This is a genomic window from Rhodococcus sp. C3V (assembly GCF_029269915.1).
Taxonomy (GTDB): Bacteria; Actinomycetota; Actinomycetes; order Mycobacteriales; family Mycobacteriaceae; genus Rhodococcus_F; species Rhodococcus_F qingshengii.
Genome location: NZ_JARJBE010000008.1, coordinates 200243 through 215369, shown reverse-complemented (window position 1 = coordinate 215369; position 15127 = coordinate 200243). Strand labels below are relative to the sequence as shown.

At 64.0% G+C, this 15127-nt stretch carries 18 protein-coding genes and 1 pseudogene; 18 read left to right on the top strand and 1 reads right to left on the bottom strand.

All coding sequences use genetic code 11. From position 1 onward, the window contains the following. Nucleotides 1-15 precede the first annotated feature (15 nt). From P3G66_RS21310 to P3G66_RS21280, 7 genes are all read left to right on the top strand, one after another. On the top strand, nucleotides 16-654 hold the full coding sequence (locus tag P3G66_RS21310) for a MerR family transcriptional regulator (RefSeq protein ID WP_063314776.1): 639 nt from the start codon (nucleotides 16-18) through the stop codon (nucleotides 652-654). Further along, nucleotides 651-1496 carry a thioesterase family protein gene (locus P3G66_RS21305; RefSeq protein WP_276117078.1) on the top strand — a complete coding sequence of 282 codons (846 nt, stop codon included), beginning with the start codon at nucleotides 651-653 and terminating at the stop codon, nucleotides 1494-1496. The genes P3G66_RS21310 and P3G66_RS21305 overlap by 4 nt, the downstream gene beginning before the upstream one ends. 34 nt (nucleotides 1497-1530) lie before the next feature. Next, a complete protein-coding gene (proC, locus tag P3G66_RS21300) occupies nucleotides 1531-2346 on the top strand; it encodes a pyrroline-5-carboxylate reductase (RefSeq protein WP_003941923.1) in 816 nt (271 codons plus the stop codon). A gap of 150 nt (nucleotides 2347-2496) precedes the next feature. Further along, nucleotides 2497-2709 (top strand): helix-turn-helix domain-containing protein, encoded by a 213-nt coding sequence (locus P3G66_RS21295; RefSeq protein ID WP_263284141.1) that lies wholly within the window; start codon nucleotides 2497-2499, stop codon nucleotides 2707-2709. 244 nt (nucleotides 2710-2953) lie between these two features. After that, nucleotides 2954-3055 carry an AURKAIP1/COX24 domain-containing protein gene (locus tag P3G66_RS21290; protein ID WP_003402602.1) on the top strand — a complete coding sequence of 34 codons (102 nt, stop codon included), beginning with the start codon at nucleotides 2954-2956 and terminating at the stop codon, nucleotides 3053-3055. A 216-nt stretch (nucleotides 3056-3271) separates the two neighbouring features. Continuing rightward, entirely contained in the window at nucleotides 3272-4405 is a 1134-nt protein-coding gene (locus P3G66_RS21285; protein ID WP_003941967.1) for an NAD-dependent epimerase/dehydratase family protein, read from the top strand. Next, complete coding sequence (locus tag P3G66_RS21280) at nucleotides 4402-5439, top strand: lysophospholipid acyltransferase family protein (protein WP_042923247.1); 1038 nt, start codon at nucleotides 4402-4404, stop codon at nucleotides 5437-5439. Before P3G66_RS21285 ends, P3G66_RS21280 begins: the two co-directional genes overlap by 4 nt. A 39-nt stretch (nucleotides 5440-5478) precedes the next feature. On the opposite strand, the gene P3G66_RS21275 is transcribed toward P3G66_RS21280, so the two are convergent. After that, nucleotides 5479-6474 carry an HAD-IB family hydrolase gene (locus P3G66_RS21275; protein ID WP_081558766.1) on the bottom strand — a complete coding sequence of 332 codons (996 nt, stop codon included), beginning with the start codon at nucleotides 6472-6474 and terminating at the stop codon, nucleotides 5479-5481. Nucleotides 6475-6674: 200 nt separating this feature from the next. On the opposite strand from P3G66_RS21275, the gene P3G66_RS21270 reads away from it, so the two are divergent. The 11 genes and pseudogenes from P3G66_RS21270 to P3G66_RS21220 all read left to right on the top strand — a co-directional run bounded on the left by P3G66_RS21270 (nucleotide 6675) and on the right by P3G66_RS21220 (nucleotide 15116). Next, nucleotides 6675-6935 (top strand): glutaredoxin family protein, encoded by a 261-nt coding sequence (locus P3G66_RS21270; RefSeq protein ID WP_003941953.1) that lies wholly within the window; start codon nucleotides 6675-6677, stop codon nucleotides 6933-6935. Between the two features lie 140 nt (nucleotides 6936-7075). Further along, nucleotides 7076-7963, top strand: a complete 888-nt coding sequence (locus tag P3G66_RS21265; protein ID WP_042923244.1) for a redox-sensing transcriptional repressor Rex — start codon at nucleotides 7076-7078, stop codon at nucleotides 7961-7963. Next, nucleotides 7960-9282, top strand: a pseudogene (locus P3G66_RS21260) (glutamyl-tRNA reductase); the annotation flags it as partial. The gene P3G66_RS21265 and the pseudogene P3G66_RS21260, both read left to right, overlap by 4 nt. A 35-nt stretch (nucleotides 9283-9317) precedes the next feature. Then, entirely contained in the window at nucleotides 9318-10292 is a 975-nt protein-coding gene (gene hemC / locus P3G66_RS21255; protein ID WP_065455925.1) for a hydroxymethylbilane synthase, read from the top strand. Between the two features lie 60 nt (nucleotides 10293-10352). Beyond that, nucleotides 10353-11915 carry a bifunctional uroporphyrinogen-III C-methyltransferase/uroporphyrinogen-III synthase gene (locus tag P3G66_RS21250; RefSeq protein ID WP_003941969.1) on the top strand — a complete coding sequence of 521 codons (1563 nt, stop codon included), beginning with the start codon at nucleotides 10353-10355 and terminating at the stop codon, nucleotides 11913-11915. A 75-nt stretch (nucleotides 11916-11990) separates the two neighbouring features. Further along, entirely contained in the window at nucleotides 11991-12965 is a 975-nt protein-coding gene (gene hemB, locus P3G66_RS21245; RefSeq protein WP_007735309.1) for a porphobilinogen synthase, read from the top strand. A 49-nt stretch (nucleotides 12966-13014) separates the two neighbouring features. Then, entirely contained in the window at nucleotides 13015-13677 is a 663-nt protein-coding gene (locus tag P3G66_RS21240) for a hypothetical protein (protein ID WP_003942024.1), read from the top strand. Between the two features lie 57 nt (nucleotides 13678-13734). Continuing rightward, nucleotides 13735-13890 carry a hypothetical protein gene (locus P3G66_RS21235; RefSeq protein WP_003941930.1) on the top strand — a complete coding sequence of 52 codons (156 nt, stop codon included), beginning with the start codon at nucleotides 13735-13737 and terminating at the stop codon, nucleotides 13888-13890. A 15-nt stretch (nucleotides 13891-13905) separates the two neighbouring features. Continuing rightward, the gene (locus tag P3G66_RS21230) at nucleotides 13906-14343 is read left to right on the top strand and encodes a hypothetical protein (protein ID WP_003942066.1); all 438 of its coding nucleotides are present in this window, start codon (nucleotides 13906-13908) and stop codon (nucleotides 14341-14343) included. Beyond that, nucleotides 14336-14851 (top strand): hypothetical protein, encoded by a 516-nt coding sequence (locus P3G66_RS21225; protein WP_003941872.1) that lies wholly within the window; start codon nucleotides 14336-14338, stop codon nucleotides 14849-14851. The genes P3G66_RS21230 and P3G66_RS21225 overlap by 8 nt, the downstream gene beginning before the upstream one ends. Next, a complete protein-coding gene (locus P3G66_RS21220) occupies nucleotides 14844-15116 on the top strand; it encodes a hypothetical protein (RefSeq protein WP_007735305.1) in 273 nt (90 codons plus the stop codon). Before P3G66_RS21225 ends, P3G66_RS21220 begins: the two co-directional genes overlap by 8 nt. The last annotated feature ends 11 nt before the right edge of the window (nucleotides 15117-15127 follow it).

Here is a 15127-nt window from a genome sequence, read left to right as displayed (position 1 = left end):
TTGGACGGAGGAGCGGTGAAGGTTTCCGAACTGGCCGCACAGTCCGGCGTTGCACTGGCCACTATCAAGTACTACCTCCGTGAAGGTCTGCTGATGCCGGGTGAGCCGACCAGCGCAACGGGAGCGAGGTACGGCGAACAGCACGTCCGGCGACTCGCGTTGATCAGGGCCCTGGCCGGGGCGGGACTCGCGATTCCACGGATTCGCGCGGTGCTCGAACTGGTGGACACTGACGAACGATCCGAATTCGAGACTTTCGGCCGCGCAATCGCGCAACTACCCCCGTACGTCGAACCTGAACCGGATCCAGAGTTCCCCAGAGCTCGCAAGGTTCTGGAGTTTCTCGGTCAGGTTTTCGAGCCGAGGTACGTGGCGGTCGCGCACCTCGAGCGGGCACTGATCGGCCTCGAGGATGCCGGACTGAGTCTCTCGGACGCGCGCCTGCGCGCCTACGGCGACCACATCCGAGGGATTGCCGAAGTGGAAATCGAGCTGATGCCTACCAGTTCGACCGAGGACGGCATTCGCTATGCGGTCCTCGGAACCGCCATGTACGAACCCGTCCTGACAGCTTTGCGACGCCTGGCGCACCAAGATTTGGCCGCACGACATTTCCCGCAACACCGAGAAAGCACCGAACAGGAAAATCGATGAGCACCAGTCCCTTTCAAGATCTCAATCGCCTCACCTCGCTCGGCGACGGGCGATTCACCGCAACGATCGATTCGATCTGGACCATCGGGCCGAAAGTGCACGGCGGCTCCATGATGGCTGTGTGCGCCGCTGCAGCGCGTCAATGTCTGCGAGACGGCGCAGGTGAGAACGACTCGCTTCTGAAGATGCAGCCACTCGCGGTGAGCGCCAACTATCTGTCGGCCCCAGATCCGGGTGAAGTCGAACTGGAGGTGATCGTCCGAAAGCAGGGACGCCAGGTCGCGTTATTAGACGTCGAGTTGAGCCAGGCGGGCCGCAGCGCTGTTCGCGCGGCGGTCACGCTCGGATTCCCCGATGACGGCGACCCCACCTTCGTCACGGCCTCGTCGATCGACGACATGTCACCGGAACCGCCGGAGAGTGCGGTGGCAGTCATCGGCGATCACCCGATGGCGCAGGTCGTGCATGTCGGTCAGGGTTGCGACATGCGAATCGACACCACCTCGGCGCACTTCCTGACCGGCAGCCAAGGCGAGGCCGAGGTCAGGATGTGGGTCCGTCCTCGACCCGAGGACGAAAACGACCTCGACACCGCTGTGCTGTTCGCGATCATGGCGGGTGACATCAGCGCGCCGGTGACGATGAACCGCGGCCTGTTCGGGTGGGCGCCGACCGTGCAGTTGACGACGTACCTGCGCCGACTGCCGACGCCGGGATGGCTTCGCGTGCGGGCGAGCTCGGATGTTCTGGGCAGCACGTGGTTCGAAGAGGATCATGCTGTTCTCGATTCGACGGGCGCAGTCGTCGTCCAGAGTCGTCAATTGGCGATGATGCCCCGCTAGGGTCGATCGCTGCGGTCGTGGCAGGCTGTTCGCCATGACAAGAATTGCGATTATCGGTGGCGGCAAGATCGGCGAGGCGCTGATCTCCGGGCTGTTGCAGGCCGGCCACGCCATCAAGGATCTGGTCGTCGCCGAGCAATATCAGCCTCGCGCAGACGAATTGATCGCCGAATACTCCATCCGCGTCAGCACGGTCGCCGATGCCGCCGAGGGTGCGGACGTCATCGTCATCGCGGTGAAGCCGAACGACGTCGAGTCAGCGCTCACGGCGTTGACGAAGGTCGATCTGGACGGCGACCTCGAACAATTGATCGTTTCCCTTGCGGCGGGAATCCCCACGGGATTCTTCGAAACGCGTCTGCCCGCAGGGTTCCCGGTCATCCGCGTCATGCCGAACACCCCCATGTTGGTCGGGGAGGGCGTGAGCGTGCTCTCGCCCGGACGGCACGTCAAGGCCGAGCATCTCGAGCTCGTACGCGGCATCCTCGGCAGCGTCGGCAAGGTGGTCACGGTTCCCGAATCGCAGATCGACGCGGTCACGGCTGTCTCCGGTTCCGGCCCGGCCTACTTCTTTCTGGTCGCCGAAGCGATGATCGACGCGGGAGTCGGTCTCGGCCTGACGCGCCCAGTCGCTACCGAATTGGTGGTGCAGACGATGGTCGGTTCCGCAGCGATGCTCGATCGCACCGGCGACAGCGCGACGGATCTTCGCGCCGCGGTGACGTCACCGGGCGGAACGACGGCTGCGGCACTGCGTCAGCTCGAAGCGGGCGGCCTGCGGACGGCGTTCTTCGATGCCTTGGATGCCGCCAAGTCGCGCTCGGCCGCGATGGGTGCAGCTGCGGATTAGTCGTCCGTTTAGCCACACCCGTCGCTTTAACCCCACCAGTACAGCTAAGCTCGACTTAGTACGTACGTGTCTGTTCCGCCGGAGGGGAAGCCGGCGGCGCGAGTCGTGCTGGAGGTATGTGGATTAATGGCGTCTGCAAACAAGCCGTCCATGGGTTCGTCCCACGACGGAAAGCCGGCAGTGGCCGGCACGCAATTCCTCACTGTTGCTGAGGTAGCAACTTTGATGAGGGTGTCGAAAATGACTGTGTACCGGTTGGTACACAGTGGCGAATTGCCCGCTGTACGAGTGGGCCGTTCGTTCCGTGTACATGCGAAGGCAGTGCACGATTACCTCGAAACCTCGTACTTCGATGCCGGCTGACCAGCCGGTTCGAAGAGGATGACCTCGGCGTGAGCCGAGTCGCGGGCACAGCGGTTGCTGTGCCGGAGGCTCGGTTTATGCCGAGTGACTCCACACCGGTACGATGAGTCACTGTCGTACCAGCAAGCTGGTGTCGTAAGGCGCTGAGCTAGTTAAAACGAGGGCCAGGCGCCAATTGCTTGGCGCAGGCGTACGTGACCGGCGTGCGCAGGAACGCTAGAGAAGAACGTGAGGGACACCCGCTATGGGTTCAGTGATCAAGAAGCGTCGCAAGCGCATGTCGAAGAAGAAGCACCGCAAGCTGCTTCGTCGTACCCGAGTACAGCGCAGGAAACTCGGTAAATAAGCAGTACCTGTTGATGCCCGCCACCCCTTCCGGGGTGGCGGGCATCAGCATATTCGGGGGAAGCGATGTGTGCCACGTCTCATTGGCTGGGCGATTTGTCTTGAATGGCCGAAATTTGGGTAGTCAGCGCGGGACCCCCTCTGCCCGTAAAGTGGGGGAAAATCGCGGGAGGGACGCTTCGGCAGAGCGCGTTTCTACTGGATATGGGGGTACTTGGTGGTTGAAGGTGACAACACTTCAGGGGGCACGACGCCTCGCGTCGTACTGGTGACCGGGGCGAGCAGATTTCTCGGCGGCTACCTGGTGACCAGGCTTGCGCAGAATCCGTCGATCGAGCGTGTCATCGCCGTCGACGCCGTCAGTCCGAGCAAGGACATGATGCGCAGAATGGGCCGCGCGGAATTCGTGCGAGCAGACATCCGCAATCCGCTGATCGGCAAAGTGATCCGAAACGCCGAGGTCGACACCGTCGTGCACGCGTCGACGCTTCAGAAAGCCCCCAAAGCCGGCAGCCGCGCCGCGATGAAGGACATGAACGTCATCGGCGCCATGCAACTGTTCGCGGTCTGTCAGAAAGCTCCGACGGTTCGCAAGGTGGTCCTGCGCTCGGCTTCGGTCGTCTACGGGTGCAGTGCCAAGGATCCCGCTCAGTTCACCGAAGAAATGAGTGCGCGCCGCCGGCCGCCGGGCGGATATGCCCGCGACAGCCTCGAGATCGAGGGATACCTCCGCGGAATGGGGCGTCGGCGCCCGGACATCTCGGTCGGGATTCTGCGGTTGGCGCCGTTGATCGGACCTCAGCTGACTGCAACCGTCGGGCACTACGTCACCGCCCCACTCGTGCCCACCATCGTCGGGCGCAACGCGCGCCTGCAATTGCTCCACGTCGAGGATGCCCTCGCGGCGCTGGAGAAGGCGACCATCGGACACGCTTCGGGTACGTACAACATCGCCGGCGACGGAGTGGTCATGATGTCGCAGGCGATCCGCCGGGCAGGCAGGGTGGAAGTTCCCATGCCGCTCGCTCTGTTCCGCAGCGTCGGGAGCGCGTTGGTGGGGTCGTCCATGAGGCTGTACACCGACGAGCAACTCGAGTACTTCCGGTTCGGCTGCGGACTCGACACCACTCGCATGCGCAGCGAGCTGGGGTTCGAGCCGCGATGGACCACCATGCAAGCACTCGACGATTTCATGCGTGCGATGCAGACGCGCCGGATCATCAAGTCCGAGTGGATCGATCGGGCGGAGAATGCGTTGACCACCATCCTCGGCGGTGACACCGCCGCGGCGGCAACAAGTGCAGACGTGATGCACATGCCGCTGTCGGGACGAAGTGCGGTGAAGGGGTGACTGACGTGGCGAAGGTAATTCCCCTGCGGCCCAGCGCAACTCACACCGGAAAGTCGGCAACTTCCCGTTCGCGTGAGTCCGTCACCGGTGCGGAGCGTGACATCCGTGAACAAAGTGAGCGCCGGCATCCGTCCGGAGTGTCCTCGGCGGCCGACCACGGCGGTGAGAGCACGTTCGTCGATTCGGCCAGGTCGGCGATCGTCGATCAGATCGCCTCGGCAGCAGAATTCTTCCGACGTCGGGTGTCCGGCGACTACGAGGTCGACGAGTTCGGATTCGACCCGCATTTCGCGGACAACGTGGTCATGCCGATGTTGCGCCCGTTGTTCGAGAAGTGGTTTCGCGTCGAGGTCAGTGGGATCGAGAACATTCCCCTCACCGGGGGAGCGCTTGTGGTCGCCAACCACGCCGGTGTGATCCCGATCGACGGACTGATGACGTCGGTTGCCGTGCACGATCACCATCCAGCGCATCGTCCACTGCGAATGTTGGCTGCGGACATGGCATTCGAGATGCCGGTGGTGGGTGGACTGGCGCGCAAAGCCGGTCATACGTTGGCCTGCAACCCCGACGCCGAGCGTCTGCTCAACGACGGTGAAGTCGCGGCCGTGTTCCCGGAAGGATTCAAGGGCATCGGGAAACCGTTCAGTGAGCGGTACAAGTTGCAGCGGTTCGGGCGCGGTGGCTTCGTGTCGGCCGCAATGCGAACCGGTGTTCCGATCATTCCGTGCTCGATCGTGGGTTCGGAGGAGATCTATCCCAAAATCGGTGATCTCACCACACTCGCACGCGTTCTCGGTCTTCCGTATTTCCCGGTGACACCGCTGTTTCCACACTTCGGGCCGCTCGGCCTGGTTCCGTTGCCGTCGAAGTGGTACATCGAGTTCGGAAAGCCCATCGTCACCGACACCTTCGAGAGCGGTGCCGCCGACGATCCGATGGTCCTGTTCGAGGTCACGGACCACGTCCGAGAAACGATTCAGCAGACGCTGTATCGACTGTTGGCCAAGCGTCGCAACGTCTTTCTCGGCTGAGCTCGGTCCGGATCGCTGCTCGATCCGGACCGAACCCGCTCAGGCGTTCTGTTCTTTGCGCCTGGCGAGAATTGCCGCGAGCGCCCCGCCGACCGCTCCGAGCACCAGCGCCGTCGGTACGCCGATCTTGGCGGCCTTTCGTCCGGTGCGGAAATCGCGAACTTCCCACCCGCGGTTCTTCGCGAGTTCACGAAGATCTGCGTCGGGATTGATCGCCACCGGTGTCCCCACCAACGAGAGCATCGGAACGTCGTTGTGGCTGTCGGAGTAGGCGGAACAGCGCTTGAGATTGAGTCCTTCACGCACCGCCAACGTCCGTACGGCGTGCGCCTTGCCCATGCCGTGCAGGATGTCGCCGACGAGTCGGCCGGTGAAGACGCCGTCCTCACTCTCGGCGACAGTGCCCAAGGCGCCGGTCAATCCCAGTTTCTCGGCGATGACCTGAGCCAGTTCGACCGGAGTTGCCGTCACCAACCACACCTGTTGTCCGGCGTCGAGGTGCATCTGGGCCAACGCCCTCGTGCCTGGCCAGATCTTGTCGGCGATGACCTCGTCGTAGATCTCCTCGCCGAGGCGGGCGAGTTCGGCGGTGGATCGACCGGCCACGAAGGACAGTGCTTTCTCGCGGCCTTCGGCGACGTCGTTGCTACTTTCTCGGCCGGTGACTCGGAACTTGATCTGCTTCCACGCGAAATCCACCAGATCCGAGGTCTTGAGATACTTTCGTGCAGCGAGACCACGGGCGAAGTGGATGATCGACGCACCCTGCACCATGGTGTTGTCGACGTCGAAGAATGCGGCGGCCGTGAGGTCGCGCGGAACGGCCGGGGGCTCTTCGCCGGTTTCCGGTTCTGTGGGGTTGGCAGCTTCGTGCAATGCCAGAGCTGCGTCAGCGCTCGCCTCGCCGGCGAGATTGGCTCGAACTTCCGACTCACTCGGGCCCAGCGGATTCTTCACATGGCGACGTCCGGGGAGAATGACCCCGGCAAGCCCTGATCCGAATCCGGAGCCGTTCGGTAGTGATCGCGCAGGCACCCGCACCTCCCGTGTTGCATTCTCGAGCAGAGAACTCTTCGAGTCAGCCTATCCTCCGCGATGAGGCCCGATGGGTTGGATGGTGACCTTCCCTGTGGTGTGTGACGTTCCTCTCCGCCGATTTGGTACCGAGTGGGGCTCCGGAGGCACACTCGACCGATCAAGTAGATGGCGTCCCCCTAGAAGAAAGGTATGCGTCGATGACTGCAGCTACGCATGAAGTGACCCTGTTGACACGCGCAGGATGCGCGTCCTGCGTCGGCGCGGCGGAGGTCCTGCGACGGGTCTGTTCCGAGTTCGAGCTGGAATTGACGTGCATCGACGTGGACGAAGCTGCCGCGACGGATCCAGAGCTGAGAGCGGAGTACGGAGACAGATTGCCCGTCATTCTTCTCGACGGACGCGAGCACGGTTACTGGGAAGTCGACGAGGAGCGCCTTCGTGACGATTTACGCAAGTAAGGCAACCCTCAAAGTTGTCCGCGGAGCCGCTTTGCAGGTGAACGGCACATCGAACCCGTCTCGAGCAACTTTGTGCATGGGTTCACAAGCGGTTACCGTGGTGTGAACATTCCCCCGGAGCATCGTGGAGGTCGACAGTCGTGTCGACCGGACGAGGAGCCAGCGACGTGACCGAACCGCACCAGACGCATGAGCCTGTGGCTCAGCGCGTCACCGGCGCTGCGGGCTCTTCCGTCACCGACGCTGCCAGCGCCTCGGTTACCGACCCGATCGCTCAGGATCGCGTCATCCCCCAGGCTACGGTGACGCGCTTGGCCGCATACCTGCGGGTCCTCGGAGTGATGTCCGACCGGGGTACCTCCATCGTCTCGAGCGAGGAACTCGCGCAGGCGTCAGGTGTCGGATCAGCGAAGTTGCGTAAGGATCTGTCGTTCCTCGGACCCAACGGTGTCCGCGGCGTCGGGTACGACGTCAACAGGCTCCGCATCCGCATCGAGCGTGCACTCGGACTCGATCGTGGGCACAAGGTCGTTCTCGTCGGAGTCGGAAACCTCGGCAAGGCACTGGTCGGTTACGGCGGATTCAGCCGCCGCGGTTTCGAGATGGTCGGACTCTTCGACAGTGACGCAGATCGAATCGGAAGCAGAGTCGGGGATCTCGTCGTGCGCAGCACCGAGGAACTGACCGTCGCCTGCCGTGAACTGAATGCGACCATCGGCGTCATCTCCACACCGGACGAGGCAGCTCAGGGCGTGTGCGACCAGTTCGTCAGCGCCGGGCTGCGCTGCATCATGAGTTTTTCGCCGATCGCCCTCGACGTTCCCGATCACGTGGAACTGCGACGTGTAGATCTAGCCGTCGAGATGCAGGTTCTCTCCTTCAACAGTGCGCGCAACGCCGATCAGGCATCCAGCGCGCCGCGAGTACGAGTGGCTCACGCCGCATCCGCTTCGTCAGTCCCATCCACCAGTTCACCCGCTCCGGTCGGAGCAGGTTCGACAAGAAACGGATCAGTGATCGCGCCGTGAGTGTTCTGCTTGTCGGGGTCTCGCATCGAACCGCGCCCGTCCCGGTGCTCGAGCGAGTAGCTGTCACCGACACCGATCGTCCGAAGCTGATCGACAAGCTTCTGGCGTCTTCGCACATCTCCGAAGCGATGATCGTCTCCACCTGTAACCGGGTGGAGGTCTACGCGGTGGTGGACGCGTTCCACGGTGCACTCACCGAGGTCGGTGAAATCCTGGCCGACCATTCGGGTCTCGACCTGACGGCGCTGCACGCTCACGCATACGTCCGCTACAGCGAAGCAGCGGTCGAACATCTCTTCGCCGTGGCCAGTGGCCTCGATTCGATGGTGATCGGCGAACAGCAGATTCTCGGCCAGATCCGTTCGGCCTACGCATCTTCGGATGCGCAGCAGGCCGCCGGACGCGTCGTCCACGAACTGGCTCAGCAGGCACTGCGCGTCGGCAAGCGAGTGCATTCCGAAACCGGAATCGACTCCGCCGGAGCATCAGTCGTGTCCGTGGCTCTCGATCGTGCAGCGGGCATCATCGGTGAGGGCGGCCTGGTCGGCCGCACTGCCGTGGTTGTCGGGGCAGGATCGATGGGCGGTCTGTCGGTTGCGCATCTCACCCGCGCCGGAATCGCACGCATCGTCGTCGTCAACCGGACACAGGAACGCGCCGAGCACCTGGCAGAGACGGCACGCTCCAACGGCGTCGACGCCGACGGTGTTGCCTTCGATCAGCTTTCGGCCGCGATGGCGCAGGCAGATGTCATGGTCACCTGTACCGGCGCGGTCGGGGCAGTGGTCACCCTGGCGGATGTGCACCGCGCACTCGCCGAGCCCGATCGCGACAACACCAAGCACCTCGTCATCTGCGACCTCGGACTGCCGCGCGACATCGATCCCGCCGTCGCCGGCCTGCCGGGTGTGACCGTTCTCGACATGGAGACGCTGCAGCGTGATCCAGCGGCGGGCGCAGCCGCTTCCGACGCAGATGCCGCACGCACCATCGTCGCCGGTGAGCTTGCGACCTATCTTGCCGGACAGCGCCTCGCCGAGGTCACTCCGACCGTGACGGCTTTGCGTCAGCGCGCCGCCGACGTCGTCGAAGCCGAACTGATGCGGCTCGATTCGCGTCTGCCCGGCCTGGACGATCCGCAGCGCGACGAGGTTGCGCGCACCGTGCGCCGCGTCGTGGACAAGCTTCTCCACGCCCCGACCGTGCGCGTCAAGCAACTGGCGTCGGCCCCCGGCGGCGACTCCTACGCAGCAGCGCTGCGCGAACTCTTCGAACTCAGCCCCGGATCTCCCGCGGCCGTGGCCACACCCACCGATCTGGTGGACGGCGACCGCACTGGAAGGGACCTGCAGGCATGAGCGTCACCACCCCTCGATCGGGGAGCCCGCTGCGGATCGGCACTCGCGGAAGTCTTCTCGCGACCACGCAAGCCGGTACCGTGCGCGATGCCCTCGTTGCGGCCGGACATCCCGCCGAGTTGGTCATCATCAAGACCAAGGGCGACCAGTCCACCGATCCCGTCCAGAAGATCGGCGTCGGAGTGTTCACGGCAGAGCTTCGAGAAGCCTTGCTGGACAACCGCGTCGACGTTGCGGTGCATTCCTACAAGGACTTACCGACCGCGCAGGACCCGCGTTTCGTCATCGCGGCGATTCCGCCACGCGAAGATCCGCGTGACGCGCTCGTCGCACGTGACGGTCTGGTCCTCGGGGAGCTTCCGGCCGGTTCCAAGGTGGGAACCTCCGCGCCGCGCCGTGTTTCGCAGCTGAAGGCACTCGGTCTCGGCCTCGACATCGTGCCGTTGCGGGGCAACCTGCAGCGCCGTCTCGGCAAGGTCGAATCCGGTGAACTCGACGCCGTGATCCTCGCTCGCGCCGGCCTGTCCCGTATCGGGCTGCTCGATCTCATCACCGAGAATATCGAGCCCGTGCAGATGCTCCCCGCTCCGGCGCAGGGTGCCCTGGCCGTCGAATGCCTTTCTGCCAATGCGGAATTGGCGGCGATCCTCGCCGAGCACGACGACGCGGGTACCCGGGCGGCAGTTACTGCCGAGCGCGCCCTGCTCGCCGAGTTGGAAGCCGGCTGCACCGCTCCGGTGGGAGCGATCGCGGAGATCGTCGAATCCCTCGACGACGACGGCAGAATCTTCGACGAACTGTCGGTACGCGGCTGCGCAGCCGCCATCGACGGTTCGGACGTCATCCGTACCGGCGCAGTGGGTGCGCCGGACAAGGCCGAGGAACTCGGCCGAGCGGTAGCGCGCGAGTTACTCGAACTCGGCGCCCGCGAGTTGATGAACGTGACTACAGGCGAGGCAGCCGATGTTTGACGCCCCACTTTGCACTTGCACCAAGTTCCCATTTCGATACAGCGCACTGGAGAATCACCGATGACCCGAGTCCGAAAGAACACTCCCGGACGGATCCTGTTCGTGGGATCGGGACCGGGCGACCCCGCCCTGCTCACCGTTCGCGCACGTGACGTCCTCACCGGCGCCGCAATGGCATTCACCGATCCGGATGTAGACAAGGGCGTCGTCGCACTCGTCGGCATCGACATGGGCCGCGACGAGGAGACCGGCGAGCTGATCGCGGACGTGCGTCCGGCACTCGGCGAGCCTGCCGAGGTTGCAAAGACATTGGTGCACGAGGCCAAGAACGGCCACGACGTCGTGCGTCTGGTCTCCGGCGACCCGCTGACCACGGATTCCGTGATCGCAGAGGTCACCGCAGTCGCCCGTACGCAGGTTCAGTTCGAGGTTCTCCCGGGTCTGCCTTCCGGTTCGGCTGTGCCGAGCTACGCCGGCATGGCGCTCGGCTCGGGTCACACCGAGGCCGACGTTCGCGGTGAAGTCGACTGGGCTGCTCTGGCCGCTGCACCGGGACCGCTTGTCCTGCACGCGACGTCCGGACATCTCGCCGAGACCGCCAGCGCGCTGGTCGAGAACGGCTTGGCCCCGCAGACGCCTGCTGCGATCACCGTCCGCGGTACCACTCGTCAGCAGCGAACCGTCGAGGCAACTCTCGCGACGCTCAACGAAGCCGGATCCGAACTGGTGGGCTCGCTCATCGTCACCGTCGGCAAGGTTGTCGCGCAGCGCAACAAGATGTCGTGGTGGGAATCGCGCGCTCTGTACGGCTGGACCGTCCTCGTGCCGCGCACCAAGGATCAGGCCGGCGAGATGAGCGACCGTCTGGTCACTCACGGAGCGATCCCGATCGAGGTTCCGACCATCGCCGTCGAGCCGCCTCGCAGCCCGGCTCAGATGGAGCGTTCGGTCAAGGGACTCGTCGACGGTCGCTACCAGTGGGTCGTCTTCACTTCCACCAATGCTGTTCGCGCAGTGTGGGAGAAGTTCGAAGAGTTCGGCCTCGACGCTCGCGCCTTCTCCGGTGTGAAGATCGCCTGCATCGGTGAAGCAACCGCAGCCAAGGTGCGCTCGTTCGGCATCAACCCCGAGCTGATCCCGACCGGTGAGCAGTCCAGCGAAGGCCTGTTGGCCGAATTCGCCCCGTACGACGACGTTTTCGATCCGGTCAACCGGGTTCTGTTGCCGCGGGCGGACATTGCGACCGAAACCCTCGCAGAGGGCCTGCGCGAACGCGGTTGGGAGATCGACGACGTCACCGCCTACCGCACCGTCCGGGCAGCGCCGCCGCCGGCCGAGACCCGCGAGATGATCAAGACCGGTGGATTCGACGCCGTCTGCTTCACCTCGTCCTCGACCGTGCGCAACCTCGTCGGCATCGCCGGCAAGCCGCACGCCCGCACGTTGGTCGCGTGCATCGGCCCGAAGACGGCCGAAACCGCTATCGAGTTCGGTCTGCGCGTCGACGTGCAGCCCGAGACCTCGCAGGTGGGACCGCTGGTGGAGGCTCTCGCCGAGCATGCTGCTCGTCTGCGCGCCGAAGGTGCTTTGCCGCCCCCGCGCAAGAAGTCTCGAAGGCGCTAGAGCATCCGTGAGGGGTTGAGGAGTCTGTGGACTCCTCAACCGCTCACAGGTTCCGACGAAGGAGGGCTACTTCTCGTGTTTCCCACTCATCGCCCTCGCCGGCTCCGGCGCACTCCTGCGCTCCGGCGACTCGTGGCAGAGACCTCGCTCGAACCCCGGCACCTCGTTTTGCCGATGTTCGTCGCCGACGGCATCGACGCACCGCGTGAGATCAGTTCCATGCCAGGCGTTTTCCAGCACACTCTCGATTCGCTGCGGTCCGCAGCGGTGGAAGCGGTGGAAGCCGGCGTCGGTGGCCTGATGCTGTTCGGTGTTCCGAAGGCGGAGGACAAGGATCCCCAGGGGTCCGGTGCCTCCGATCCCGACGGAATCCTCAACGTCGGATTGCGCGCTCTGGCAGACGAACTCGGCGATTCGACGGTCATCATGGCCGATACCTGCCTCGACGAGTTCACCGATCACGGCCACTGCGGCGTGTTGACTGCCGGCGGCGCTGTCGACAACGACGCGACCTTGATCCGATACGTCGAAATGGCTCTCGCACAAGCTGAATCGGGTGCGCACCTGCTCGGTCCCAGCGGCATGATGGACGGTCAGGTGGCTGCGATCCGCGGTGCACTCGATGCTTCGGGGTATGTCGATGTCGGTCAGCTCGCCTATGCCGCGAAATATGCGTCAGCGTTCTACGGGCCGTTCCGTGAAGCCGTCGGATCCTCACTGCAAGGCGACCGTCGTACGTATCAGCAGGACGGCGCCAATCGCCGCGAGTCGATGCGCGAGGTAGACCTCGACGTCGCCGAGGGCGCCGACATGGTGATGGTCAAGCCTGCAATGTCCTACCTGGACATTCTGCGTGAGACCGCCGACCGGTCCCCGGTTCCGGTCGCTGCGTACCAGATCTCGGGGGAGTACTCGATGATCACCGCGGCCGCGCAGAACGGGTGGATCGATCGGGACGCGGCGATTCTCGAATCGCTCATCAGCATTCGCCGCGCCGGTGCCGACGTGGTCCTCACCTACTGGGCGTCGGAAGTTGCCGGATGGCTGTGACGGAGTCACGCATGGTGGCTGCGCCGGTATCGACCGATACGCTGGTGTCATGACCGAGCAGTGGCCGCCGTCGCGCCAGGAACCGCCCCGCCGGGAACCTCCCTACGAGAACCAGCCGTTCGAGAATCAGCCGTACCGCGAACTCGGACCGATGCCGACGGGTCAGATCCCGGGATACGGCCCCGGTTACAACGGATACCCGGGACCTGCGCCGAAACCCGAGCCGCCGACGGACGTCGTGACTGCGATTCAGTTGTGGTGGGCTGTGACGGCGCTGGGGTTGGTCCAGGGCGGCGCGATGATCTGGATGCTGCTCGGGCAGAAGTCGATGTTCGTCGACGAGATGCTCAGAAATCAGGCAGCTGTCGACGCCGGTCTGACGCGTTCCGACGTGGAGGGCATGTTCCCACTGGTCATCGTGTTCTCTGCTGTTTTGGTCGTGATCGTCACCGCGGTGTTCCTTCTGTTCGTGCGCGCGATGAGTCGCGGCAAGAACTGGGCTCGAATGTTGCTGACGTTCTGTGGCGTCTTCATGCTGGTCTCCGCGATCCCGGTGATCTTCGGGCTCGGCGGAGACGGCGGCGCGGCCACTCTGCTGTTCGGCGGAGCGGAAATCCTGCAGGCAGTTGCTGCTGTCGGGGCGATCGTGATGATGCACCGAAAAGAGTCCAATCCGTACTTTCTTCGTTTCCCCCCGGCGGGGAACCGGTAGGTAGCTCGGGGTACTGTGAAACGGGTCACTGAAGTAGTAGGGGAGAGGTCGGACGCGATGAGTTCTCAGGAAGCCCTGCGTACGGAAAGCACCCACGACGCGCCACTGCGCCAACGTGGTTCACGCACCGAAGTGATCTTGTTCGCGATCCTCGGAGCCTCTGTTCTGGTGACACTCCTGATGCTCATGATTCCGGGCATCGTCAGCGGATAGCGCACACTTGAACCCGTGAGTATCTCTACGAAGGTCAGGCGCCCGACGGCTGTCGAGGCAGCATTCTGGCTGTGGATCGCCAGCGCGTTCCTGCTCATACTCTTCGGCCTGATCAATGTCACCAGCGCTTCGTATTCGTTGCGTGAGCAGTTCACCGATCAAGGCGTTTCTGCCGGAAACATCGACATCTACGTCACCTTCGTGCGGGTGTCAGGGCTGGTTCTGCTGTTGACCGGCCTCGCGATCGGCGGCCTCGCCGGTCCCACTCGCGCCGGAAGGGCGTTGTGCCGACGGATCCTGGTGATCGTGTCCGGAGTGTTCGCGGTGCTGCAGATCGCGCTGGTCGTGGCCGGGATCAGTACCGTGCTCGCGCTGGTTGTTCCCGTCATGCTGATCTGTGCCTGCGTCGCGATCTACCGCGACACCACCCGAAGTTGGTTTGCCCGTGGCTGATCGCGCGCCGGAAATCGGCCCGGACGTTCTGTACTACGAACCGGGTTCTCGGTGGTGGGCCATCGCGTTCGGTCCGATCTTCTGCCTGATCGCCTTGGTCATCGAACTGTTCACCGGCCCGGTGGTGCATTGGTTCGGTCTGGCGATGTTCGCCGTGATCCTCACCGGATTGGTCTACGTGCAGGTGATCGCAGCACGGCGGCACGCGAGCGTACTTCTGACCGCGACCACGTTGCGTCAGGGAACCGAAGAGGTGCCGATCACCGAGATCGCCGAGGTGTTCCCGGAGTCCGACGACGCTGCCTACGAGGACGAAATGGAACCGTGGGAAACGGCACGCGCGCTCGGTGAGCTGTCCGGAGTGCCCAGGCGTCGGCACGGTATCGGCTTACGTTTGACCACCGGGGGATTGGTGCGGGCGTGGGCAAAGGACGATCAGGCACTTCGCGAGGCGTTGAGTCAGGTCGTTGTGGTTGGTGTCGAACCGGACGGGTCTGCCGATGACTGAGCCACAGCCATCCCCGCGTGTCGACGTGAAGACGTGGATCGGTGTACTCGGTATCGTCGCCGCAACGATTCTGGCGGTCGTGTGCTGGCGAGCGGGTACGACGACGTCCGACTTCGGACCGATACTGGAGGGCGCTCCACCGTTCGAGAGCACGCACTACGACGGTCTCTGGATCTCGGGCGCCGGGTTGTCGATTCTGGTTGCGGGGCTGATGGCCATCGATGTCGTGCGCCGCGTCCGGGTGGGCTTCGTCGCATCGCAGTAGCCCTCATACGG

Bases quoted from the DNA above. Each gene is read 5' to 3' on its own strand.
- P3G66_RS21250 (WP_003941969.1), top strand. From the start codon at position 10,353: ATGACCCGAGTCCGAAAGAACACTCCCGGACGGATCCTGTTCGTGGGA.
- P3G66_RS21220 (WP_007735305.1), top strand. From the start codon at position 14,844: ATGACTGAGCCACAGCCATCCCCGCGTGTCGACGTGAAGACGTGGATC.
- P3G66_RS21270 (WP_003941953.1), top strand. From the start codon at position 6,675: ATGACTGCAGCTACGCATGAAGTGACCCTGTTGACACGCGCAGGATGC.
- proC (WP_003941923.1), top strand. From the start codon at position 1,531: ATGACAAGAATTGCGATTATCGGTGGCGGCAAGATCGGCGAGGCGCTG.
- P3G66_RS21305 (WP_276117078.1), top strand. From the start codon at position 651: ATGAGCACCAGTCCCTTTCAAGATCTCAATCGCCTCACCTCGCTCGGC.
- hemC (WP_065455925.1), top strand. From the start codon at position 9,318: ATGAGCGTCACCACCCCTCGATCGGGGAGCCCGCTGCGGATCGGCACT.
- P3G66_RS21240 (WP_003942024.1), top strand. From the start codon at position 13,015: ATGACCGAGCAGTGGCCGCCGTCGCGCCAGGAACCGCCCCGCCGGGAA.
- P3G66_RS21235 (WP_003941930.1), top strand. From the start codon at position 13,735: ATGAGTTCTCAGGAAGCCCTGCGTACGGAAAGCACCCACGACGCGCCA.
- P3G66_RS21295 (WP_263284141.1), top strand. From the start codon at position 2,497: ATGGGTTCGTCCCACGACGGAAAGCCGGCAGTGGCCGGCACGCAATTC.
- P3G66_RS21290 (WP_003402602.1), top strand. From the start codon at position 2,954: ATGGGTTCAGTGATCAAGAAGCGTCGCAAGCGCATGTCGAAGAAGAAG.